We start from the raw sequence: 21,224 nt of genomic DNA, 5'->3' as shown, positions 1-21,224 counted from the left end.
GCGCTGGCACATGTCTTGCGATGGTGCGCCCATGCCAGACCTCCCGGCACCCCCGCCCGCGGCCATCGAGATCGTCGCGCTGACCAAGCGCTATGCCCCCGGCACGCCGGCCGCCGTGGACGCCATCGACCTGCGCATCGCCGCCGGCAGCTACTGCTGCCTGCTGGGGCCCTCGGGCTGCGGTAAGAGCACCACGCTGCGCATGATCGCCGGCCACGAGCGCGCCACCAGCGGCGACATCCTGCAAGGCCACCGCAACATCACCGACCTGCCGGCCGCCGAGCGCGGCACGGCCATGATGTTCCAGAGCTTCGCGCTCTTCCCGCACCTGTCGGCGCTGGACAACGTCGCCTTCAGCCTGAAGATGAAGGGCGTGGCGAAGGCCGAGCGCCACCGCCGCGCGCAGGACCTGCTCGACCGCGTGGCGATGGGCCATCTCGCCGCGCGCAGGCCGGGCGAACTCTCGGGCGGCCAGCAGCAGCGCGTGGCGCTGGCGCGCGCCCTCATCACGCAGCCGAAGGTGCTGCTGCTGGACGAGCCCCTGTCGGCGCTGGACCCCTTCCTGCGCATCCAGATGCGCGCCGAGCTGCGCCGCTGGCAGAAGGAGCTGGGCCTGACCTTCGTGCACGTCACCCACAGCCAGGAAGAGGCGATGGCCCTGGCCGACACGATGGTGGTGATGAACCACGGCCTGATCGAGCAGGTCGGCTCGCCGCACGGGGTCTACAACCATCCGGCCAGCGAGTTCGTGGCGCGCTTCATGGGCGGCCACAACGTGCTGTTCACGCCCGCCGGGCCGATCGCCGTGCGCAACGACCACATGCGCATCGCGCCGGCGGACGCTTCGTCCCCGGGCCTGCCTGCCACGGTGACCGACGTCGAGTACCAGGGCACCTACGTGCTGCTCGGCCTGCAGTTGGCCGAGGCGCCGCCCGGCAAGGCCGGCGTGTCGGTGCAGCTGCCCGAGGCCGCCTTCGACGCGCGCCCCTACGCCGTGGGCGAGGCCGTGCACCTGGGCTGGGCCGATGCGCATGCGCGGCCGCTCGGCCCCGGCGCCGTGCGGCCCGGCGAGGGTCCCGCCGCGGCCGCGCCGCCCGCCGCCGATCCGGCGCTCGCGCCCGACGCCACCGCGCTGCCGGCCGTGGCGTTCTGAACTTCTTCTTCTTTTTCCGCAACCGCCATCACGAAAGAGGCATCCGATGTCCGCACCCGACCGCACCGCCCGCCCAGCAACGATCAAGCGCCGCACGCTGCTGCAGGGCACGGCGGGCATCCTCGCGTCCGGCATCGCGCCCTTCGTGCACGCGCAGGAGAAGGTGCTGCGCTACCTGGGCACCGCGGTGAACCAGGACAAGGCCATCGCCGAGAAGTTCAAGGCCGACACCGGCATCGAGATCCAGTATGTGGCCGTCACCACCGACGACGTGACCAAGCGCGCCGTCACCGCGCCCAACAGCTTCGACCTGATCGACACCGAGTTCTTCTCGCTCCGGAAGATCGTGCCCACCGGCAACCTCAAGGGCATCGACGCCCGGCGCGTGAAGAACGCCGACAAGATCACCACCCTCTTCACCAGGGGCGAGGTCGCCGGCAAGGCCGTGGGCGACCAGGGCACGGCGCCCAAGAAGGTGATCTTCCTGGAAGGCGAGAAGAGCAAGGCCTTCGCCAAGGCGCCGACGCAGTGGATGACGCTCATCCCCACCACCTACAACGCCGACACGCTGGGCATCCGGCCCGACCTGATCAAGCGCCCGATCGAGAGCTGGGCCGAACTGCTCAACCCCGAGTTCAAGGGCAAGGCCGCGATCCTGAACATCCCCTCCATCGGCATCATGGACGCGGCGATGGTGGTGGAGGCCAAGGGCCTGCACAAGTACAAGGACAAGGGCAACATGAGCAAGGCCGAGATCGACCTGACGATCAGGACGCTCATCGAGGCCAAGAAGAGCGGCCAGTTCCGCGCGCTGTGGAAGGACTTCAACGAGTCGGTCAACCTCATGTCATCCGGCGAGGTGGTGATCCAGTCGATGTGGAGCCCGGCCGTCACCGCCGTGCGCAGCAAGGGCATCGACTGCGTGTTCCAGCCGCTCAAGGAGGGCTACCGCGCCTGGGCCTCGGGCTTCGGCCTGCCGGCCACGCTGTCGGGCCGGAAGCTCGATGCCGCCTACGCCTTCATCGACTGGTTCCTCGACGGCTGGGCCGGCGCGTACCTCAACCGCCAGGGCTACTACAGTGCCGTGCTGGAGACCGCCAAGGACAAGATGGAACCCTACGAGTGGGCCTACTGGATGGAAGGCAAGCCCGCCGCGCAGGACATCAGGAGCCCGCAGGGCGTGGTGATCGCCAAGGCCGGGAGCGTGCGCGACGGCGGCAGCTACGAGCAGCGCATGGGCGGCATCGCATGCTGGAACGCCGTGATGGACGAGAACGAGTACATGGTCCGAAAGTGGAACGAGTTCGTGGCCGCCTGACCTCGCAGCGATGAGCGCACCAGCGACCGCCGGTCACGCGGCTGCCCAGCCCCTGCACACCGTCAGGGCCTGGTGGCAGGCGGCGCCCTTCGCGCTGGTGTTCGCGCTGTTCTTCATCGTCCCGCTGGCCCTCATCGCGATGGTCAGCCTGTGGGACTTCAACGAGTACGAGCTGATCCCGGCGCTCTCGCTGCGCAACTACTTCAGCATCTTCGAGGGCTGCTCGCATCTCACCGACAACGGCGACCTGTGCGTCACGCTGTCCACCTACCTCTCGACGCTGAAGTTCTGCCTGCTGGTGTGGGCCATCACGCTGGTGCTGGGCTTCGCGGTGGCCTGCTTCCTGGCCTTCCACGTGCGCTCGCCGGGCATGCAGACGCTGCTGTTCGTGCTGTGCACCGTGCCGTTCTGGACCAGCAACGTCATCCGCATGATCTCGTGGGTGCCGCTGCTGGGCCGCAACGGCCTGGTCAACCAGACGCTGCAGGGCATCGGGCTGATCGACACGCCCATCGAGTGGCTGCTGTTCTCCGACTTCTCGGTCGTGCTGGCCTTCGTGCACCTGTACACGATGTTCATGATCGTGCCGATCTTCAACAGCATGATGCGCATCGACCGCTCGCTGCTGGAGGCCGCCACCGACGCCGGCGCCAGCGGCTGGCAGACGCTGTGGAACGTGATCGTGCCGCTGTGCAAGACGGGCATCATCATCGGCTCCATCTTCGTCGTCACCATCGTGATGGGCGACTTCGTCACCATCGGCGTGATGGGCGGCCAGCAGATCGCCTCGGTGGGCAAGATCATCCAGGTGCAGACCAGCTACCTGCAGTTCCCGCTGGCGGCGGCCAACGCGGTGATCCTGCTGGCGGTGGTGCTCATGATCATCTGGGGCCTGACGCGGCTCGTGGACATCAGAAAAGAACTCTGACCATGCAGGCCCGCACCTCCGATGCCCGCGCGCCCGGCTTCTGGCCGCTGGCCCTCGTGTTCGCGCTGTTCGTGCTGTTCATGTACGGCCCGATGTTCGCGATCTTCACGCTCAGCTTCCAGGGGCCCGAAGGCGGCCTCACCTTTCCGATGCGCGGCACGTCGCTGCACTGGTTCCGGCAGCTCGCCGAGGGACTGGGCACGGTGGACATCGCCGCCGCCTTCCGACGCTCGCTGATGCTGGGCGCGGTGGTGATGCTGCTGACGGTGGTGCTCTCGGTGCTGGCCGGCCTGGCCTTCCGCAAGCGGCTGGCCGGCGGCAACGCGCTCTTCTACGTCGCGGTGGCCAGCCTCATCATGCCGAGCATCATCGTCTCGCTGGGCATCGGGCTGCAGTTCCGCCTGCTCGACACCGGCCTCAAGGCGGCGCTGGCCGCGATGGGCGCCGAAAGCACGCTGGAGGACTACGGCACCGCGCTGGGCCTGCTCACCTCCGCGCTGGGCGCGCACCTCACCTGGACGCTGCCCTTCGGCCTGCTGATCATGTTCGCCGTGTTCAACCGCTTCAACCCGGCCTACGAGGAGGCGGCGCGCGACCTGGGCGCCTCGCCCTGGCAGAGCTTCCGCCACGTGGTGCTGCCGCTGATCGGCGCCTCGGTGGTGGGCATCGGCATGTTCGGCTTCACGCTGAGCTGGGACGAGATCGCCCGGACCTCGCAGGCCATCGGCGACGTCAACACGCTGCCCCTGGAGCTGCAGGGCCTGACCTCCACCGTCACCACGCCGGCCATCTATGCGCTGGGCACGGTGACGACGGTGGTGTCCTTCCTGGTCATCGGCATCGCGCTCGGCGGTGCGGCGCTGCTGCGCCGGCGGGCGTCGAAGCGGCGCGGCTGAAGCGCGCCGCCCATCGCCATGCCGGGCCTGCTGCTCGTCAACCCCAACACCTCGGCCGGCGTGAGCGGCCTGCTGCAGCAGCACATGCGCCTGGCGCTGGGCGATGCGGCCGCCGTCCACACTCTCACGGCCCGCTTCGGCGCGCCCTACATCGCCTGCGAGGCCAGCTACGCCGTGGCGCAGCATGCGGTGCTCGATGCATGGGCCGTCGCGCAGGCGCAGGGCCTGGCGCCCTCGGCCGTTCTGATCGGCTGCTTCGGCGACCCTGGCCTGTTCGCCCTGCGCGAGGGCGCGGGCGTGCCGGTGGGCGGGCTGGCCGAGGCGGCCTTCGCCGCCGCGGCGCGCCACGGCCGCTTCGCCGTCGTCACCGGCGGCGAGCGCTGGAAGCCGATGCTGCAGCGGCTGGCGCAGGCGCTGGGCCGGGGCGAACGCCTGGCCGGCGTGCACACCGTGACGCCCAGCGGCGCCGAGCTGCTGGCCGACCCGCAGGGCGCGCGGGCCCTGCTCGCGCAGGCCTGCCGCGAGGCGGCCGAACGCTTCCGCGCCGATGCCGTGGTGCTCGGCGGCGCGGCGCTGGCCGGCATGGCCGCGGATATCGCGCCGCAGGTGCTGGTGCCGCTGGTCGACAGCGTGCAGGCCGGTGCGGAATGGGCGCGCGCTGCCGTGGCGCAACCGCTCGCACAGGACGCCCCAGCCGGTTTCGGCGTGCCGTGGCACAACGTCTCGCCTGAATTGGCCGCGCTGGGTTGATAGCGGCGGCGTCTCATCGACAAGGGCCGTTCAGGCTGAGCTTGTCGAAGCCCCGCGCCGCGCTTCGACAGGCTCAGCGTGAACGGGTGGGGGCGTCGAACGCACCTCCGCCTCGGCTGACGCCGGAGGCCGGGCCCTCTTCCGATGTCGGCGGCGCACCGCGGCCGTAACGGCGCCTGCGCCGTCAACACCTCCGGCACAGCGGTCTCACCATAACTGCACCATGAAGACCCCCACGATCCGCAAGGGCCAGGCGCCGGGCACCCTGGACCGCGACGAATTCCGCCTGCGCTTCATGCAGGACTTCCAGGACCCGGCCTTCGCGGCGGAGGCCGGCGCGCTGGCGCGGCTCGAGGCCATCGCCTGGCAGGCCTACGACGAAGGCCGCAAGTCGCCCGCCACGCGCAGGGCGGGGCCGGGCCACGCGGACCCGGACTACGAACTCTCCGTGGACTGGATCGAGGCCCGCGCCCGCATCGACGCGGCACAGGCGGCCTGGGGCCGGCCGGAGACGCCCTCGCGCGTGCTGCTGGTCAACGGCTCGCCGCGCAACGACGGCACCTGCCCGGGCGAAGTCTCCAAGACCTGGCGCCTGGCCAACATCGCCCGCGAGGAACTGGAAGCCTCCGGCCTGCAAACCGACCTGCTGGACCTGAGCCTGCTCGCCTCCGGCTACGGCCGGCACATCCACCCGTGCAAAGGCTGCGTCTCCACCGCCATGCCGCTGTGCCACTGGCCGTGCAGCTGCTATCCCAACCACGCGCTGCGCCAGACCGGCGACTGGATGAACGAGATCTACGCGCGCTGGGTCGCGGCGCACGGCGTCATCGTGCTCACGCCCACCCACTGGTACCAGGCCACGAGCGCGCTCAAGCTGATGATCGACCGGCTGGTGTGCGCCGACGGCGGCAACCCCGACCCCACCTCCACCCACGGCAAGACGGTGGACGAGGCCAAGGCGCTCGAACTGCAGGGATGGGACTACCCCAAGCACCTCGAGGGCCGCGTCTACGGCGTGGTGGTGCACGGCGACGTGGCCGGGATCGAGGGCCTGCGGCGCAGCCTCAGCGACTGGCTGGACTGGATGGGCCTGATCGACGCCGGCACGCAGGCGCGGCTGGACCGCTACATCGGCTACTACCAGCCCTACGCCGACAGCCACGACGCCCTGGACGCCGACCCGGCGCTGCAGGAGGAGGTGCGCAACGTCGCGCGCGCGGTCGTCCATGCGGTGGGCGAGCTGCGCGCGGGCCGCCTGAGCCGCCCCGACGCCGGCCTGGGCCGGCCGCGGCCGAAGTGAGCACAACTGCGCGCCGCCTTCATCCTTCTTTACCTTCGCTCACCCCGCGTTGACCCCGCTCTCATGGACCGGACAAGCGGGCCTTCCACACTGCGTCTCACCTGCTGCACACATCGCCTGCAGCAGCAACCCAGGAAAGGAAGGACTCGCATGATCTCTCTTCGCCAACGTGTTCTGTGGGCCGGCGTGCTGGCCTCCGCCGCCTTCGCCGCCTCGGCCCAGACGCCGCCCGCCGCCGCCGAACCGGCCGCGCCTGCGCAGGCCCAGTCGGCGGCTCCGGCCAAGCCGCATGCCGAGCGCAAGGACTTCGCCAAGCGCTTCGAGCGCATGCAGCAGCGCCGCGCCGAGCGCATGGCTGCGCTGAAGGACAAGCTGAAGCTGAGCACCGCCCAGGAAGGCGCGTGGAACACCTACGCCGCCGCCGTGCAGCCGTCGCGCGACGCCAAGCCGCCGCAACGCCCGGACCGCGCCGCGTTCAGCCAGCTCACCACGCCCGAGCGCCTGGACCGCATGCAGGCCCGCCAGGCCGAGCGCGCCGCGCTGTTCGCCAAGCGCGCCGACGCGATCAAGGCCTTCTATGCGCAGCTCTCGCCCGAGCAGCAGAAGACCTTCGACACCGAAGGCATGCGCATGGGGCCGCGCGGCCACGGCCACCATCGCCACCACGGTCCGCGCCATCAGCCGGCCGGCGGCGAGGCAGGGCAGCAGGCGCCCAAGAGCTGAGCCGCACCGCGGGGGCGTGCCCCCGGTCGGCCCACAGGCCCGCGGCATCCGCCGCGGGCTTTTTTGTCGCCGGGCCGCCCCAAGACAAAAAAGCATCCCCTCGGGGGATCGGGCAAGCGCGAAGCGGTTGACCGAGGGGCTTTTTTTGTGCTCAGTTCGGCGTGCCGGTGCGCGTCGTCGGGTTGGTCGGCACGTTGTTCGGGCGTTCGCCCGTGTCACCGAAGGGGCGCGGCTGGTGCAGGGCTTCCTGCCGCACCTCCCCGCGCGTGCGCTGGCTCACCATCGGGGTGGCATTGGGCTGGTGGTTGGTGGTGGTGCTGGCCTGGCCGGGCGGCGTGTTGCTGTTCGCCAGGTTGTGGTTGTTCATGCGCGCCTCGGCCTTCACGCTGGCGCGCGAGTTGGGCATCGCCGTGTCCGGGCTTTGCGTGGGGTTGGGCACGCCGGTGCGCGACAGGGTGCTGCCCTCGCCCGTGGTCTGGGGCGTGGCAGGCGCGATCTGGGCCACGGCGGCGGCGCCGGCTGCCAGCAGCGTGGCGGCGATCGCGGGAGCGAAGCGGTGGGCATGGGTCTTCATGGCGGTTTCCTTTCGTCGTCGTTCGGGAAGGCGCGGTGGCGCGCGATCCCTTGCCCCCAAGGTACGTGCTGCGGTGCGGTGCGGGGTGTCGGGGCAGCCTGCGCCGCGCTGTAGGAAACGGGGCATGCCGGGCCGTACGCAGTGCCGGCGGGCGGGAACATTTGGCGCGTTCCTACAGGGGTCGGCCCGCCGGGCCGGTACAAAGGGCAAGTGTCCCTCCTGTCGCCCGCCCAACTTCCCCTGGCCGCTGCAGCACCCCAGAAATCGCTGAAGGTGATGACGGTCAACACCCACAAGGGCTTCACCGCGTTCAACCGCCGCTTCATCCTGCCGGAGCTGCGCGACGCGGTGCGCACCGTGGGCGCCGACGTGGTGTTCCTGCAGGAGGTGCTGGGCACCCATTCGCAGCACGGGCAGAAGATCGACAACTGGCCCGAGGCGCCCCACTACGAATTCCTCGCCGACACCATGTGGCCGCAGTTCGCCTACGGCCGCAATGCCGTCTACCCGAAGGGGCACCACGGCAACGCGGTGCTGTCGAAGTTCCCGATCGTGCACCACCGCAACCACGACGTCTCGGTGGCCGGGCCGGAGCGCCGCGGCCTGCTGCACTGCGTGCTGCGCCTGCCCGGCCGGCCGCTGGACGTGCACGTGATCTGCGCCCACCTGGGCCTGGCCGAGACGCACCGCCAGCAGCAACTGGAGCTGCTGTGCCACATCGTGCAGGACGAGGTGCCCGCCGATGCGCCGCTGATCGTGGCGGGCGACTTCAACGACTGGCGCAACCGCGCGCACGGCGTGCTGGAGGAGGGTGCGGGGCTGCGCGAGGTGTTCCGCCATGCCAACGGCGCGGCGGCGCGCACCTTCCCGGCGCGCTTCCCGGTGCTGCCGCTGGACCGCATCTACGTGCGCAACGCCGAGGCGCATGCGCCGGTGGTGCTGCCGCGGCGCCCCTGGTCGCACCTGTCGGACCATGCGCCGCTGGTGGCGGAGGTGCTGCTGTGAACCGCTGGCACGGGGGCAACCGCGTCGAACTGCTGGAGAACGGCGAGACCTTCTTCCCGCGCGTGTTCGAGGCCATCCGCCAGGCGCGGCGCGAGGTGATCGTCGAGACCTTCATCCTCTTCGAGGACAAGGTCGGCCTGGGCCTGCATGCCGCGCTGTGCGAGGCCGCGCGCGGCGGCGCCAAGGTGGACCTGATGATCGACGGCTTCGGCTCGCCCGACCTGTCGGCCGGCTTCCTCGGCACGCTGGCCGAGGCCGGCGTGCGGGTGCGCGTGTTCGACCCCGGCCGGCGCCTGTTCGGCCAGCGGCTGAACGTGTTCCGCCGCATGCACCGCAAGATCGTCGTCGTCGACGGCGAGCGCGCCTTCGTCGGTGGCATCAACTACTCGGCCGACCACGTGATGGACTTCGGCCCCAAGGCCAAGCAGGACTACGCGGTGGAGCTGGCCGGCCCGGTGGTGGCGGACATCCACCGCTTCGTGCTGCGCGCGATCGCGCTCGGCGGCAAGGGCGCGCGATGGTTCCGCCGGCGCCTGGACCACACGGCCGACGCCGCGGTCGAGCCGGTCGGCGGTGCCGAGGTGATGTTCGTCAGCCGCGACAACCGCCGCCACACCACCGACATCGAGCGCCACTACCTGGCGGCCATCCGCAGCGCGCGCGAGCGCATCGTCATCGCCAACGCCTACTTCTTCCCCGGCTACCGCATCGTCAAGGCGCTGCGGCGCGCGGCCCGGCGCGGCGTGGACGTGCGCCTGATCCTGCAGGGCGAGCCCGACATGCCCATCGTCAAGACGGCCGCCAGCATGCTCTACCACCACCTGCTGCATGCCGGCGTGCGCATCCACGAGTACTGCGAGCGCCCGCTGCACGGCAAGGTGGCGGTGGTCGACGGGGCCTGGAGCACCGTCGGCTCCAGCAACCTCGACCCGCTGAGCCTCTCGCTCAACCTGGAGGCCAACGTGATGGTGCGCGACCGCGCCTTCAACGCCGAGCTGTCGGGCCGGCTGGAGCACCTCATGCGCACGAGCTGCCAGCAGGTGGAGGCCTCGCAGCTCCAGGAATGGAGCGTCTGGCGGCTGGTGCGCAGCTTCTTCGTCTTCCATTTCATGCGCTGGTATCCCTCGTGGGCCGGCTGGTTGCCCCGGCACGTGCCGCGGCTGGAGCCGGCCCGGCCCCCCGTGCAGCCCGGTGACGCGCCGCCGCAGCCGCAGGGCCCGGCGGCGCAGACCGATGCGGCCTGATCGGCAGCAGACCCGCATCGGCACCATGGCCTGCTCTTCCGCCTCCCAGGCCACCGCCCAGGCAGGCGCGCCGTCGCGCCGCCACGCGCCGGCGGCGGCCTGGCGGCGCTGGCGCGGATGGCCGTGGGTGCGGCGCATCGCCATCGCGGTCTTCCTCGGCGTCGTCGTGGTGCTGCTGGCCAACCAGGCGCGCGCCATCGCGTGGGGCGAGGTCCTCGCCGCGATGCGTGCCTACCCCTGGCAGGTGCTGGCGCTGGCCGCCGGCTTCGCCGCGCTGAGCCACCTGCTGTACGCGACCTTCGACCTGATCGGGCGCCACTACACCGGCCACGCACTGCGCACCGGCCCGGTGATGGCGATCACCTTCGTCAGCTACGCCTTCAACCTCAACATGGGCACGCTGGTGGGCGCGGTGGGCATGCGCGCGCGGCTGTACGCCCGCCTCGGGCTGGACGCGCCGGCCATCGCGCGCATCGTGGGCAGCAGCATGCTCACCAACTGGCTGGGCTATTGCCTGCTGGCGGGCCTGGCCTTCCTGCTGTGGCCGCTGGCGATGCCCGAGGACTGGCACCTGGGCCGCATCGCGCAGCGCGTGCTGGGCGCGGCGCTGATCGCCGTGGCGGCCGCTTACCTGCTGGCCTGCGCCTTCTCGCCGCGGCGCGAGTGGCGCGTGCGCGGCCACGAGATCGCCCTGCCTTCGCTGCGGGTGGCCCTGGTGCAACTGGCGCTCTCGTGCGCCAACTGGAGCGCGATGGGCGCCGCCATGGCCGTGCTGCTGCAGGGCGCGGTGCCCTACCCGATGGCGCTGGGCGTGCTGCTCATCGGCGCGGTCGCCGGCCTGCTCTCGCGCGTGCCGGCGGGGCTGGGCGTGCTGGAGGCGGTGTTCGTCGCGCTGCTGGCGCCGCCGCTCACCCAGGCCGGGATCATCGCGGCGGTGCTGTGCTACCGCGCGATGTACTACTGGCTGCCGCTGGGGGTGGCGGCGCTGCTGTACCTGGGCATGGAGGCGAACGCGCGCCGGCTGGCGGTGGCGGCGCCGCGCTGAGCCGGCTCAGCCGCCGGCCACCGCCGTGCGCATCCTGCGCTGCGCGGTCTGGATGGCGGCCGAGTGGCTGTTGAGCTGCTGCAGCATGCCGTTGAGTTCGTTCAGCACCTTCGGGTCGCTCACCGTGAAGGTGCTGCCGGAGATCTGGATCTGCGACTTGTGCGCGTCCACGTAGTCGCCGATCCGGATGGCGCCGTCGAACACCGCGTCCAGGGCCGGGAACACGTCCCGGAAGATGCCGGCCGGCGTGGTCACGGTCTTGTCGTAGGCCTTGTCGAACACCGCCTTCAGGTCCTCCGGCTGCTGGAGCTGCGCGCGCGCCGCGTCGGCCCTGGCCAGGTTCTCGTCCAGCGCGCGGCGCATCTGCTGCACGCCCTCGCGCACGCTGCGCAGGTCGTCGCGCCGCGCCACCACGTCCGACAGCGAGCGCAGGGAGCCCTTCGCGACGATGCCGTCCATCTGCTGCGCGGTCCGGTTCATCGCCGTGTTGAAGTCGGTGATCACCGTGTAGTGCTGCGCATAGGCACCGAAGGGCTTCTTCTGTTCCTCGGTCGGCTGCGGCACGCGCACGCCGGGGCGGTCGATCACGCGCGTCTGCAGGAACTGGATGAAGGCGGCCCGCTCCTCGGGCTCCTTGCTGCCGCAGCCGGCGAGCAGCAGCCCGGCCAGCATCAGCGCGCATGCGTGCGCGAACCAGGTCGGAATTCTCGGGGCCATGCGCCGCTCCTGCAGGAAATGAGGGCGCCATCTTAGGCACCGCGGCGGGGCCGCCGTCAGCCGACGGATGGCCTATGGCCTTCTTCCGCCTTCGGCCTGTTCTTCAGAAGCGCACGGCGTAGCGCAGCCGCACGAAGTTCTCGCCCGGGTTGGGCTTGCGAATGCCGGCATTGGAGAAGTGCTGCAACCGCAGCGACAACTCGTGCTGCCCATGCGCGCCGAAGCTGTAGCCGGCGCCCAGCACCTCGGTGAACTGGAAGGCGGTGCTGAAGTCGCGCGAGGGCGTGTCGTAGACGTGGTCCATCACCGTGGCGCCCACGCCGCCCTCCACGAACCAGGGCGAGCGCCCCTGGTCGAAGCGCAGCCGCCAGGTGCCGATCACGCCGATCTGCGTGTACTCGCGGCGCAGGCTGCCCACGGGGGCGCGCCACTGGCTGGCGAACACGTCCCAGTAGAACGAGAGTGCGCCGGCCCGCACCGATTGCCGGGGCGTCCAGGGGAACAATGCGCCGGCGCTCAGCACCGTGGTGTCGCCGCTGTCGTGCGGCGCCTGGCCCGCCTCGACGTACACGCCGACGTCGCGGTCCTCGAAGGCCAGCGCCGCGGGCGAGGCCAGCATCGCCGCCGCGGCGGCGGCGCCCCATCCCAGCACGCGGCGCGCGCCGGGGGGCAGGAAGCCTTGTTTGTTGTGCATGGCTTTTCAGCTCCGATCTGCGGCCAGGCCGTCCGGACCGCGCTCGGCGCTGCCGGGTCAGCCTTTGCCCCGGCAGCAATCTTGCGCCGATCCGGCCGGCCGTGCACGGGCTGCCGTGCGCATCCCCGGGTAGGACATGGCCTCGCCCTCGCTCAGCGCGCCGAGGTGAGCGTGATGAGCGCGATCTCCGAGGGCGCGCCGAAGCGCTTGGGCGGGCCCCAGTAGCCGGTGCCGCGGCTGACGTACACCCACATCGCCTGCAGCCGGTGCAACCCCGCGGTGAAGGGCTGCTGCAGCGGCACGAACAGGTTCCACGGGAAGAACTGTCCGCCGTGCGTGTGGCCCGACAACTGCAGCGAGAAGCCCGCCTCCGCCGCCGCGGCGGCACTGCGCGGCTGGTGCGCCAGCAGCACGCGCGTGTGCACCAGCGGCGGCGCATCGTGCAGGGCGCGCTGCGGGTCGCTGGCGTGCGCCGGCACGAAGTGGCCGGCCGTGTAGTCCGTCACCCCCGCCACCAGCAGCGCGCACTCGAACAGCTCCTCGTCCGTCTGCGCGCCGTGCGTGCTGCGCGTCTGCAGCACCACGTGCTCGTTGAGCAGCACGCGCAGGCCCAGACGGCGCAGCTCGTCGATCCAGTCCGGCGCGCCGGCGTAGTACTCGTGGTTGCCCGTCACCACGAAGGTGCCGTGCCGCGCCTTCAGCCGCGCCAGGGGCGCGACGTGCTCGCGCAGTTCGGGCACCGTGCCGTCCACCAGGTCGCCGGTGATGGCGACCATGTCCGCGCCCAGCGCGTTGACCGCGTCGACGACGCGCTGCAGGTAGCGCTGCCGGATGGTGGGGCCCACGTGCAGGTCCGACAACTGCGCGATGGTGAAGCCGTCCAGCTGCGAGGGCAGCCCCTCGATCGGCACCTGCACCCGGCGCACCGCCGCCGTGCGGCGCGCGTTGACGTAGCCGGCCAGCGTCACCAGCGTGGCCAGCGCCACGACGGCGATGGCGCTCGCGCCCTCCCAGCGCGGCCAGTCCGGCGCCGCGCCGGCGGCCCAGGCGCCGGCCCATGCCAGCAGCAGGCCGGCGTCGCGCACCAGCGTGAGGAGGAACAGCGACGAGAACCAGCCCATCACCAGCAGGCCGGCCCACTGCACCACGGCCCACAGCCGGTGCGGCCCGCGCCGGCGCACGAAGGGCAGCGGCATGCACACCGCCGACAGCGCCAGCAACACCGCCACCACCGGCCAGGCAGGCGTGGCCGCCGCCAGCGCCGGCAGCAGGCGCAGGGCGACGAACACGTGCACGAGGGTCGTCAGAACGGTGAGGGAGGCCAGGGGCATGGCAGGGGTATGTTGCGGCGCAGCATACGACGAATCCGGGTTGTCTGCTCGGCGCCGCGCCGACCGGCGGATGGGGCTGGGCTGCTCTTCAAACAGGAGCAGCAGATGCAGCCCGCGCGGGGCTTTGCAAGGCTTCTTGCGACGATGTCTCAGGGATCGGAATCGGCCGCGAAAGTTCGGCCGGAAACGAGACATCCTGCCGGTGCGGACGCCGGCTGCCGGAGGAGGAGGACCGCGGTCAGTCGCCCTTGGCGGCGCCCTGCGCCAGCGCCTGGCGTGGCAACGTGGCCGAAGCCATGTCAAAGTTGGAGGGCCAGACGAACAGCGCCCGGCCCGGCGCGCCCAGCCCGATGGTCAGCGTCTGCTGCAGCGTCAGCGGGCCGATGGTGGCCTCCACGTCATAGGTGCCGGGTGCGAGGCGGGCCAGCATCAGCGGACCATGGGCCTGGGCCGACAGCACGTGATCGCCGTTGTACTTGTTGCGCACCTTCACCTGCACCGGCTCGGAGAACTCGCCGCGCCGGCCGCGTGCGACCGCGAACTCCAGCGTGGCGGCCCAGCGCGGGGACACCATGTCCATGAAGGCCAATTCTTGCTGGCTGGCGCCGCCGCACATGTACTCGACGCCCTCGGGCGCCATGCGGATCGGTGGGTTGGAGGCGGCATTCGCCGCGGCGGCCAGCAGCAACAGCGCGCTGGCGGCCGAGGCGACAAGAGCAGGGAGCTTCATGGCGGGGCGACGCAGGAGGAGAAGAAAAGAGGCGATCGGAGGCGGGCAAAGCTGCGGCCGGCCGCCGTCGGATTCTGCGTAGCAAGAGTCGGGCTCAGCGTCGGTATTTACGCCAATCGCTACGGAATCGATAGCGTTCCGACAAGGCAGGCTGCTGTCCTGGAGGCTCGACAGCATCGCCTGCCCGTGTGTCGGCAGCATGAAAGCGCCGTGCGTGCGCGCCCGCCTACAGCCGCGCGGGCCGGCGCCCGGGGCATTCGCCTTGCGGCCGTCGCCACAATGGGGCCCTGGGCGTGGCGCGAACACCGGCCACTGCCCGGGCCCCAACCCCCAGCCTTATCCCGGCGAGGAACTGCCATGCCCGACACCGCCGACACCGATTTCGACCCCGACAACTCTTCCGTCACCGCCCCGTCCAGCCTGCGCGACTGGCTGCAGGTGCTCAAGGAGGCCGACGAGCGCCGCCCCGACCTGCCGGGCGAGCACCTGATCGTGCTGGGCCTGGGCGTCGTGCTGCTCCTGTCCGCAGGCCGCAGCGGCTCCTTGCTGGGCCGGCTGGTCAAGGCGGGGGCCGGCGGCGCGCTGATCGGCCGCGCCGCCAGCGGCACCGGCGGCGTCGCGCGGCTGGCGCGCCTCGTTGCCAGCGTCACCGGCCGGCCGCTGCCCGGTCGCTGAGCCCTGCGCCAAGGGAAAAAGAAAAAGGCCCTCTGCCGAAGCAGAAGGCCTTTCGTCGTGCTGTCGTGTGGCGCAGGCTTACAGGGTCGGTGCCGAATGCGCGGCTTCGCGGGCCTCGGCGCGCACCGTGGCGCGGTCGAGCTGGCCGGCGAACACGGGTTGCTGCGATGCCGCTTCGCCATACAGGTCGCCGGCGCGGGCGGCCTGGATCGCGCCTTCGCGCACCGCGGTGCGCGAGACCGCCGAGTTCGAGGGCAGCGCGGTGACACCGGCGAAGGCCGCTTCACCGAACTGGTCGCCCAGGCGCGCGGCCTGCCGCGCTTCGGCGGCGACTTCGGCGCGGCTGCGCACCGAGTCGATGCTCAGCACGCCTTCATAGACTTCGGCGTGCGCCGAGCCGGCCACGCCCAGCAGGGCAAGCATCGTGGCACCGAGGAGTTGGGAGGTCTTCTTCATGGCAATTCCTTTCATTCGAATATCGATCAGTGGATGAATGTCGAACCGGTATCGGGGGGCGCCGTCCTTCGCTTGTCGCTCGGGGCGGCCACCGCAGCGGTGCCGAGTCCATCCAGAACCGCCTCTCACCTCGCTTCATGTCTACCGGTGGGCGGCGTCGTTCTGTGAGGAGAAGTGTGCGCCGAAAGCATAGGGAAAACCCGCAACTCGCGGAACCGCGGCGTTCACGCAGCGGAAACAATCGGGTGGATGCGGTCAAGAAAAAGGCCGCACGAGGCGGCCTTTACGGGAGGAAGTGGGATCGCCTTTCTTCGGCTCACACGTCGATGTTCGCCGCCCGGAGCGCATTGGTCTCGATGAAGTTGCGCCGCGGCTCGACCTCGTCGCCCATCAGCATGGTGAACACGCGGTCGGCCTCGATGGCGTCGTCGATCTGGACCTTCAGCAGGCGGCGCACCTCGGGGTCCATCGTGGTCTCCCACAACTGCTCGGGGTTCATCTCGCCCAGGCCCTTGTAGCGCTGGCGGCTGGTGGCGCGCTCGGCTTCGCTGAGCAGCCAGGCCATGGCGCCGCGGAAGTCGCTGACCTTCTCTTCCTTGGCCTTGTCGCCCTCGCCACGCCGCACGGCGGCGCCCTCGCCCAGCAGGCCGCGGAAGGTGTGGGCCGCCTCGGCCAGCGCGGCGTAGTCGGCGCCGTGCACGAAGTCCTGCGTGATCACGCTGCTCTTGATGTTGCCGTGGTGGCGGCGGCTGATGCGCAAGAGCGGCTTGTCGGTGCGCGCGTCGAACTCGTTCGACACCTCGGCCGGCGCGCCGTTGCTGTTCAGCTCGCGCAGCTTGGCCTGCAGCGCCACGGCGCTGGCCTCGGCCTCGGGCGTGGTGTCCAGGTTCAGCGCCACGCCGTCGGCGATGGCACGCAGCGCCTCCACGTCCATGAAGGCGCCCAGGCGCTCGATCACGGCCTCGGCGAGCTGGTGCTTGCGGGCCAGCTCGTCCAGCGTCTCGCCGCGGATCACATTGGCCGCCGGCACGGAGCCGTCAGGCGACCTTCCTGTGATGACGCTGGCGTCCTTCAGCGCCACCCTGAGCAGGAAGGCGTCGAGCGCCGAGCCGTCCTTGAGGTACTGCTCCTCCTTGCCGACCTTGACCTTGTACAGCGGCGGCTGCGCGATGTAGATGTGGCCGTTCTCCACCAGCTCGGGCATCTGGCGGTAGAAGAAGGTCAGCAGCAGCGTGCGGATGTGCGCGCCGTCCACGTCCGCGTCGGTCATGATGATGATGCGGTGGTAGCGCAGCTTGGCGATGTCGAAGTCGTCGGCGCCGCTCTTGCCGCTCTCGGCGCTGGCCTTGCCGATGCCGGTGCCCAGGGCGGTGATGAGCGTGACGATCTCGTTGCTGGTCAGCAGTTTCTCGTAGCGCGCCTTCTCCACGTTCAGGATCTTGCCGCGCAGCGGCAGGATCGCCTGGAACTTGCGGTCGCGCCCCTGCTTGGCGCTGCCGCCGGCGGAGTCGCCCTCTACCAGGTAGATCTCGCACTGCGAGGCGTCCTTCTCCTGGCAGTCGGCCAGCTTGCCCGGCAGGCCCATGCCGTCGAGCACGCCCTTGCGGCGCGTCATCTCGCGCGCCTTGCGCGCCGCCTCGCGCGCGCGGGCGGCCTCGACGATCTTGCCGCAGATGATCTTGGCGTCGTTCGGGCGCTCTTCCAGGTAGTCGGTCAGCGCCTTGGCGACGATGTCCTCCACCGGCGCGCGCACCTCGGAGCTGACCAGCTTGTCCTTGGTCTGGCTGCTGAACTTGGGCTCGGGCACCTTCACGCTCAGCACGCAGCACAGGCCCTCGCGCATGTCGTCGCCGCTGACCTCGACCTTGGCCTTCTTGGCCAGCTCGTTGCTCTCGATGTACTTGCCGATCACCCGCGTCATCGCCGCGCGCAGGCCCGTCAGGTGCGTGCCGCCGTCGCGCTGCGGGATGTTGTTGGTGAAGCAGAGGACCTGCTCGTTGTAGGCGTCGTTCCACTGCATCGCGACTTCCACCGAGATGCTGGTGCCGGGGATGCCGCCGTAGCTGTCGGCCGGGCGCTCGCCGATCGCATAGAAGGCGGTGGGGTGCAGCACTTTCTTGGCGCCGTTGATGAACTCGACGAAGCCCTTCACGCCGCCGGCGCCGGAGAAGTCGTCCTCCTTGCCGGTGCGCTCGTCGACCAGGCGGATGCGCACGCCGTTGTTCAGGAACGAGAGTTCGCGCAGCCGCTTGCTGAGGATCTCGTAGTGGAAGTCGCTGTTCTCCTTGAAGATCTCGGTGTCGGGCAGGAAGTGCACCTCGGTGCCCCGCTTGTCCGTCTCGCCGGTGATCCGCATGGGCGAGACCTCGACGCCGTCGACCTGCTCCAGCAGGCGGTTCTGCACGAAGCCCTTGCTGAACTCCAGCACGTGCACCTTGCCCTCCTGGCGCACCGTCAGGCGCAGCATCTTGCTGAGGGCGTTCACGCAGGACACGCCCACGCCGTGCAGGCCGCCCGAGACCTTGTAGCTGTTCTGATTGAACTTGCCGCCCGCGTGCAGTTCGGTCAGCGCGATCTCGGCCGCCGAGCGCTTGGGTTCGTGCTTGTCGTCCATCTTGATCCCGGTCGGGATGCCGCGGCCGTTGTCGGTCACGCTGATGGAGTTGTCGGTGTGGATGGTCACGACGATGTCGTCGCAGAAGCCCGCCAGCGCCTCATCGATGGAGTTGTCCACCACCTCGAACACCAGGTGGTGCAGGCCGGTGCCGTCGGAGGTGTCGCCGATGTACATGCCAGGACGCTTGCGCACCGCCTCCAGCCCTTCGAGGATCTGGATCGAGCCGGCGTCGTAGCCGCCGCCGTTGCCCTGCGGCGGGGTCTGGGGGGTCTCGGGCTGCTGCTGGTTGTCGCTCATCTTCGTACTCGTCCTTCCGGTCGGTTCCCTGGTTTTCTTCGGCTCATCAAAGACAAAACCCGCGGAAGCCCGCGGGGTGTCTGCGCAAGTCGCCACGCTGCGCGCGGCGGCGTCAGATTCGCATCGGCATCACGACGTACTTGAAGTTCGCGTCGTCGGGAATCGTGACCAGCGCCGAGCTGTTGCCGTCCTGCAGTTCCAGCTTGACCATGTCCTGGCTCATGTTGGCCAGCGCGTCGATCAGGTAGCTCACGTTGAAGCCGATCTCGATCGCGTCGCCGCCGTAGTCGATGTCCAACTCGTCCACCGCCTCTTCCTGCTCGGCGTTGTTCGACGCGATGCGAAGCGTGCCGGGCTCGATGTTCAGGCGCACGCCCTTGAACTTCTCGGAAGTCAGGATGGCGGTGCGCTGCAGGCTGGCCAGCAGCGCGGCGCGGCCCAGCGTGACGCTGTTCTTGTGGTTCTTGGGGATCACGCGGTTGTAGTCGGGGAACTTGCCCTCGACCAGCTTGGTGACGAACTCCATGCCGCCGAAGCTGAACTTCGCCTGGTTGTTGGCGAACTGCATCTCGATGGCCGGCGCGTCCTCGCCGCCCGCGTCCGAGAGCAGGCGCTGCAGCTCGATCACCGTCTTGCGCGGCAGGATCACCTCCTGCTTGGGCACTTCCACGTCCAGCGTGGCCGAGGCGAAGGCCAGGCGGTGGCCGTCGGTGGCCACCAGGCTGAGCTGCTGGCCCTCGGCCACGAACAGGATGCCGTTGAGGTAGTAGCGGATGTCGTGCACCGCCATGGCGAAGGACACCTGGCCCAGCAGGTTCTTCAGCGTCCTCTGCGGCACGCTGAAGGCCGGGCCGAAGCTGGCCGACTCCTGCACCAGCGGGAAGTCCTCCGCCGGCAGGCTTTGCAGGGTGAAGCGGCTCTTGCCGCCCTTGAGCACCAGCTTGCTCTGGCTCGACTCCAGGCTCACCACCTGGTCGGCCGGCATGGTGCGCAGGATGTCGATCAGCTTGCGCGCGCCCACCGTGGTGGTGAAGGCGCCCTCGTCGCCGCCCAGCTCGGCGGTGGTGCGGATCTGGATCTCCAGATCGCTGGTGGTCAGTTGCAGCTGACCGCCGGCCTTGCGGATCAGCACGTTGGCCAGGATCGGCAGCGTGTGCCGCCGCTCGACGATGCCCGCCACCGACTGGAGGGCCGCCAGCACCTGGCTTTGGGGAGCCTTCAGAACAATCATGAATCGACCTTTTCTCTCTTCGTCCTCGATCTTGACTCTTGCGTGTGTTCGCGCGAGCGCCCTGCATTGTCTCCGGCCCGCGTGAACACTTTGCTCATCCCTTGAGCGTCTGTTCCAGCACGTGGAGCTGCTGGTTCAGCTCCGTGAGCTGCTGGCGCTCACCCGCGATCTTGCGCACCGCGTGCAGCACGGTGGTGTGGTCGCGGCCGCCGAACAGCTCGCCGATCTCCGGCAGGCTCTTCTGCGTCAGCTCCTTGGCCAGGTACATCGCGATCTGGCGCGGCCGCGCGATGGAGGCCGGGCGCTTCTTGCTGTACATGTCGGCGACCTTGATCTTGTAATAGTCGGCCACCGTCTTCTGGATGTTCTCCACGCTGATCTGCCGGTTCTGGATCGACAGCAGGTCGCGCAGCGCCTCGCGCGCCAGCTGGATGGAGATCTCCTTCTGGTTGAAGCGCGAGTACGCCAGGATCTTGCGCAGCGCCCCTTCGAGCTCGCGCACGTTGGAGCGCACGTTCTTCGCCACGAAGAAGGCCACCTCCTCGGGCATTTCCGCGCCCTCGGCCAGCGCCTTGTTGATCAGGATCGCCACGCGCATCTCCAGCTCCGGCGGCTCGATCGCCACCGTGAGGCCGGAGTCGAAGCGCGAGACCAGCCGCTCGTGGATGTCCGTCAGGCCCTTCGGGTAGGTGTCGCTGGTCATCACGATGTGCGACTTCTTCGCCAGCAGGGCCTCGAAGGCGTTGAAGAATTCCTCCTGCGTGCGGTCCTTGTTGGCAAAGAACTGCACGTCGTCGATCAGCAGCAGGTCGAGCGAGTGGTAGCGCTCCTTGAACTCGTCGAAGGTCTTGCGCTGGTAGGCCTTGACCACATCCGAGACGAACTGCTCGGCATGGATGTAGAGAACCTTGGCCTGAGGCTGGTCGGCCAGCAGCTTGTTGCCCACCGCATGCATCAGGTGCGTCTTGCCCAGGCCGACGCCGCCGTAGATGAAGAGGGGGTTGTACAGGTGGCCCGGCGTGCCCGCCACGTGCATCGCCGCGGCACGCGCCATGCGGTTGGCCGAGCCCTCCACCAGCGTGTCGAAGGTGAGCTGCGCGTTGAGCCGGTTGCGAAAGCCCCCGGCCGGTTCCTCGGCGGCGCCGACCGCTTCGCGCGGCAGCTCGGCTTCGGCCACGGCGGGCATCGCGACCGGCATGCGGACGGGCATTTCCCGCGGAGCAAGCGCTAACTCAATGGCCACGGGCTGGCCGGAGAGCTTCTCGGCCATGTCGGCCAGGCGGGCAGCGTACTGGGCGCGGATCCAGTCCAGCTTGAAGCGGTTGGCGACGAAGACCGTCATCCGCCCCAGGTCGTCTGTGACCTGCGCGGTCAGGGGCTTGATCCAGGTGTTGAACTGCTGCTCGGACAGCTCCTGCGCGAACTGGTCGACGCAGGCCTGCCAGAGGCTGGCGCCCACCCCTTCAGCCGACATGGCGGGGTGGTTCAAGGCGTTGTCCCTCGGGCATCGAATGGTTGTTGGTGGTGTGGATAGCGGGGG

The 21,224-nt window shown here is 70.0% G+C and carries 20 protein-coding genes; 11 read left to right on the top strand and 9 right to left on the bottom strand.

The features are described 5' to 3' along the window. The first annotated feature begins 31 nt into the window (after positions 1–31). From Q392_RS05305 to Q392_RS05275, 7 genes are all read left to right on the top strand, one after another. Positions 32–1,153: an ABC transporter ATP-binding protein gene (locus tag Q392_RS05305; RefSeq protein ID WP_038202473.1), complete on the top strand. Its 1,122-nt coding sequence runs from the start codon at positions 32–34 to the stop codon at positions 1,151–1,153. A 46-nt stretch (positions 1,154–1,199) separates the two neighbouring features. Further along, a complete protein-coding gene (locus Q392_RS05300; protein ID WP_038202469.1) occupies positions 1,200–2,471 on the top strand; it encodes an ABC transporter substrate-binding protein in 1,272 nt (423 codons plus the stop codon). Positions 2,472–2,481: 10 nt separating this feature from the next. Further along, positions 2,482–3,399 (top strand): ABC transporter permease, encoded by a 918-nt coding sequence (locus tag Q392_RS05295; RefSeq protein ID WP_038202466.1) that lies wholly within the window; start codon positions 2,482–2,484, stop codon positions 3,397–3,399. Positions 3,400–3,401: 2 nt separating this feature from the next. After that, on the top strand, positions 3,402–4,295 hold the full coding sequence (locus Q392_RS05290) for an ABC transporter permease (RefSeq protein WP_038202463.1): 894 nt from the start codon (positions 3,402–3,404) through the stop codon (positions 4,293–4,295). 18 nt (positions 4,296–4,313) lie between these two features. Then, entirely contained in the window at positions 4,314–5,045 is a 732-nt protein-coding gene (locus Q392_RS05285) for an aspartate/glutamate racemase family protein (RefSeq protein WP_038202460.1), read from the top strand. 223 nt (positions 5,046–5,268) lie between these two features. After that, positions 5,269–6,345: a flavodoxin family protein gene (locus tag Q392_RS05280; protein ID WP_038202458.1), complete on the top strand. Its 1,077-nt coding sequence runs from the start codon at positions 5,269–5,271 to the stop codon at positions 6,343–6,345. A 150-nt stretch (positions 6,346–6,495) separates the two neighbouring features. Beyond that, positions 6,496–7,068 carry a Spy/CpxP family protein refolding chaperone gene (locus Q392_RS05275; protein WP_038202455.1) on the top strand — a complete coding sequence of 191 codons (573 nt, stop codon included), beginning with the start codon at positions 6,496–6,498 and terminating at the stop codon, positions 7,066–7,068. 151 nt (positions 7,069–7,219) lie between these two features. Here Q392_RS05275 and Q392_RS05270 read toward each other — a convergent pair whose 3' ends face one another. Beyond that, positions 7,220–7,642: a hypothetical protein gene (locus Q392_RS05270; RefSeq protein ID WP_038202449.1), complete on the bottom strand. Its 423-nt coding sequence runs from the start codon at positions 7,640–7,642 to the stop codon at positions 7,220–7,222. Between the two features lie 276 nt (positions 7,643–7,918). On the opposite strand from Q392_RS05270, the gene Q392_RS05265 reads away from it, so the two are divergent. From Q392_RS05265 to Q392_RS05255, 3 genes are read left to right on the top strand one after another with little or no spacing between them, the layout of a single operon-like run. Further along, positions 7,919–8,647, top strand: a complete 729-nt coding sequence (locus Q392_RS05265; RefSeq protein WP_084216848.1) for an endonuclease/exonuclease/phosphatase family protein — start codon at positions 7,919–7,921, stop codon at positions 8,645–8,647. Next, positions 8,644–9,891: a cardiolipin synthase ClsB gene (gene clsB / locus Q392_RS05260; RefSeq protein ID WP_038202446.1), complete on the top strand. Its 1,248-nt coding sequence runs from the start codon at positions 8,644–8,646 to the stop codon at positions 9,889–9,891. The genes Q392_RS05265 and clsB overlap by 4 nt, the downstream gene beginning before the upstream one ends. Positions 9,892–9,916: 25 nt before the next feature. After that, the gene (locus Q392_RS05255; protein WP_084216860.1) at positions 9,917–10,936 is read left to right on the top strand and encodes a lysylphosphatidylglycerol synthase transmembrane domain-containing protein; all 1,020 of its coding nucleotides are present in this window, start codon (positions 9,917–9,919) and stop codon (positions 10,934–10,936) included. Positions 10,937–10,942: 6 nt separating this feature from the next. On the opposite strand, the gene Q392_RS05250 is transcribed toward Q392_RS05255, so the two are convergent. The 4 genes from Q392_RS05250 to Q392_RS05235 form a co-directional block, all read right to left on the bottom strand. Continuing rightward, positions 10,943–11,653, bottom strand: coding sequence for a DUF3053 domain-containing protein (locus tag Q392_RS05250; RefSeq protein WP_038202444.1), 711 nt, complete (start codon positions 11,651–11,653; stop codon positions 10,943–10,945). 103 nt (positions 11,654–11,756) lie between these two features. Further along, positions 11,757–12,347 (bottom strand): acyloxyacyl hydrolase, encoded by a 591-nt coding sequence (locus Q392_RS05245; RefSeq protein ID WP_038202442.1) that lies wholly within the window; start codon positions 12,345–12,347, stop codon positions 11,757–11,759. A 152-nt stretch (positions 12,348–12,499) separates the two neighbouring features. Further along, complete coding sequence (locus Q392_RS05240) at positions 12,500–13,678, bottom strand: metallophosphoesterase (protein WP_038202440.1); 1,179 nt, start codon at positions 13,676–13,678, stop codon at positions 12,500–12,502. Between the two features lie 238 nt (positions 13,679–13,916). Then, positions 13,917–14,408 carry a hypothetical protein gene (locus Q392_RS05235; RefSeq protein WP_038202438.1) on the bottom strand — a complete coding sequence of 164 codons (492 nt, stop codon included), beginning with the start codon at positions 14,406–14,408 and terminating at the stop codon, positions 13,917–13,919. A 357-nt stretch (positions 14,409–14,765) separates the two neighbouring features. Here Q392_RS05235 and Q392_RS05230 point away from each other — a divergent pair, with 357 nt between their 5' ends. Next, positions 14,766–15,083: a hypothetical protein gene (locus tag Q392_RS05230; protein ID WP_051952919.1), complete on the top strand. Its 318-nt coding sequence runs from the start codon at positions 14,766–14,768 to the stop codon at positions 15,081–15,083. A 78-nt stretch (positions 15,084–15,161) separates the two neighbouring features. Here Q392_RS05230 and Q392_RS05225 read toward each other — a convergent pair whose 3' ends face one another. The 4 genes from Q392_RS05225 to dnaA form a co-directional block, all read right to left on the bottom strand. Beyond that, on the bottom strand, positions 15,162–15,539 hold the full coding sequence (locus Q392_RS05225) for a hypothetical protein (RefSeq protein ID WP_038202436.1): 378 nt from the start codon (positions 15,537–15,539) through the stop codon (positions 15,162–15,164). A 316-nt stretch (positions 15,540–15,855) separates the two neighbouring features. Continuing rightward, the gene (gene gyrB, locus Q392_RS05220) at positions 15,856–18,453 is read right to left on the bottom strand and encodes a DNA topoisomerase (ATP-hydrolyzing) subunit B (protein WP_051952917.1); all 2,598 of its coding nucleotides are present in this window, start codon (positions 18,451–18,453) and stop codon (positions 15,856–15,858) included. A 112-nt stretch (positions 18,454–18,565) separates the two neighbouring features. Beyond that, positions 18,566–19,684 carry a DNA polymerase III subunit beta gene (dnaN, locus tag Q392_RS05215; RefSeq protein WP_038202434.1) on the bottom strand — a complete coding sequence of 373 codons (1,119 nt, stop codon included), beginning with the start codon at positions 19,682–19,684 and terminating at the stop codon, positions 18,566–18,568. 94 nt (positions 19,685–19,778) lie between these two features. Further along, a complete protein-coding gene (dnaA, locus tag Q392_RS05210; protein ID WP_038202433.1) occupies positions 19,779–21,158 on the bottom strand; it encodes a chromosomal replication initiator protein DnaA in 1,380 nt (459 codons plus the stop codon). Between the last annotated feature and the right edge of the window lie 66 nt (positions 21,159–21,224).

It is taken from the genome of Xenophilus azovorans DSM 13620 (assembly GCF_000745855.1).
Lineage (GTDB): Bacteria > Pseudomonadota > Gammaproteobacteria > Burkholderiales > Burkholderiaceae_C > Xenophilus > Xenophilus azovorans.
The sequence above is the reverse complement of the archived record's forward strand: the minus strand, read 5'-3'. Positions and strand labels throughout refer to the sequence as shown.

Coding starts and splice junctions, on each gene's coding strand:
- Q392_RS05305 (WP_038202473.1), top strand. CDS start 32: ATGCCAGACCTCCCGGCACCCCCGCCCGCGGCCATCGAGATCGTCGCG.
- Q392_RS05300 (WP_038202469.1), top strand. CDS start 1,200: ATGTCCGCACCCGACCGCACCGCCCGCCCAGCAACGATCAAGCGCCGC.
- Q392_RS05295 (WP_038202466.1), top strand. CDS start 2,482: ATGAGCGCACCAGCGACCGCCGGTCACGCGGCTGCCCAGCCCCTGCAC.
- Q392_RS05290 (WP_038202463.1), top strand. CDS start 3,402: ATGCAGGCCCGCACCTCCGATGCCCGCGCGCCCGGCTTCTGGCCGCTG.
- Q392_RS05285 (WP_038202460.1), top strand. CDS start 4,314: ATGCCGGGCCTGCTGCTCGTCAACCCCAACACCTCGGCCGGCGTGAGC.
- Q392_RS05280 (WP_038202458.1), top strand. CDS start 5,269: ATGAAGACCCCCACGATCCGCAAGGGCCAGGCGCCGGGCACCCTGGAC.
- Q392_RS05275 (WP_038202455.1), top strand. CDS start 6,496: ATGATCTCTCTTCGCCAACGTGTTCTGTGGGCCGGCGTGCTGGCCTCC.
- Q392_RS05270 (WP_038202449.1), bottom strand. CDS start 7,642: ATGAAGACCCATGCCCACCGCTTCGCTCCCGCGATCGCCGCCACGCTG.
- Q392_RS05265 (WP_084216848.1), top strand. CDS start 7,919: ATGACGGTCAACACCCACAAGGGCTTCACCGCGTTCAACCGCCGCTTC.
- Q392_RS05255 (WP_084216860.1), top strand. CDS start 9,917: ATGGCCTGCTCTTCCGCCTCCCAGGCCACCGCCCAGGCAGGCGCGCCG.
- Q392_RS05250 (WP_038202444.1), bottom strand. CDS start 11,653: ATGGCCCCGAGAATTCCGACCTGGTTCGCGCACGCATGCGCGCTGATG.
- Q392_RS05245 (WP_038202442.1), bottom strand. CDS start 12,347: ATGCACAACAAACAAGGCTTCCTGCCCCCCGGCGCGCGCCGCGTGCTG.
- Q392_RS05240 (WP_038202440.1), bottom strand. CDS start 13,678: ATGCCCCTGGCCTCCCTCACCGTTCTGACGACCCTCGTGCACGTGTTC.
- Q392_RS05235 (WP_038202438.1), bottom strand. CDS start 14,408: ATGAAGCTCCCTGCTCTTGTCGCCTCGGCCGCCAGCGCGCTGTTGCTG.
- Q392_RS05230 (WP_051952919.1), top strand. CDS start 14,766: ATGCCCGACACCGCCGACACCGATTTCGACCCCGACAACTCTTCCGTC.
- Q392_RS05225 (WP_038202436.1), bottom strand. CDS start 15,539: ATGAAGAAGACCTCCCAACTCCTCGGTGCCACGATGCTTGCCCTGCTG.
- gyrB (WP_051952917.1), bottom strand. CDS start 18,453: ATGAGCGACAACCAGCAGCAGCCCGAGACCCCCCAGACCCCGCCGCAG.
- dnaN (WP_038202434.1), bottom strand. CDS start 19,684: ATGATTGTTCTGAAGGCTCCCCAAAGCCAGGTGCTGGCGGCCCTCCAG.
- dnaA (WP_038202433.1), bottom strand. CDS start 21,158: ATGTCGGCTGAAGGGGTGGGCGCCAGCCTCTGGCAGGCCTGCGTCGAC.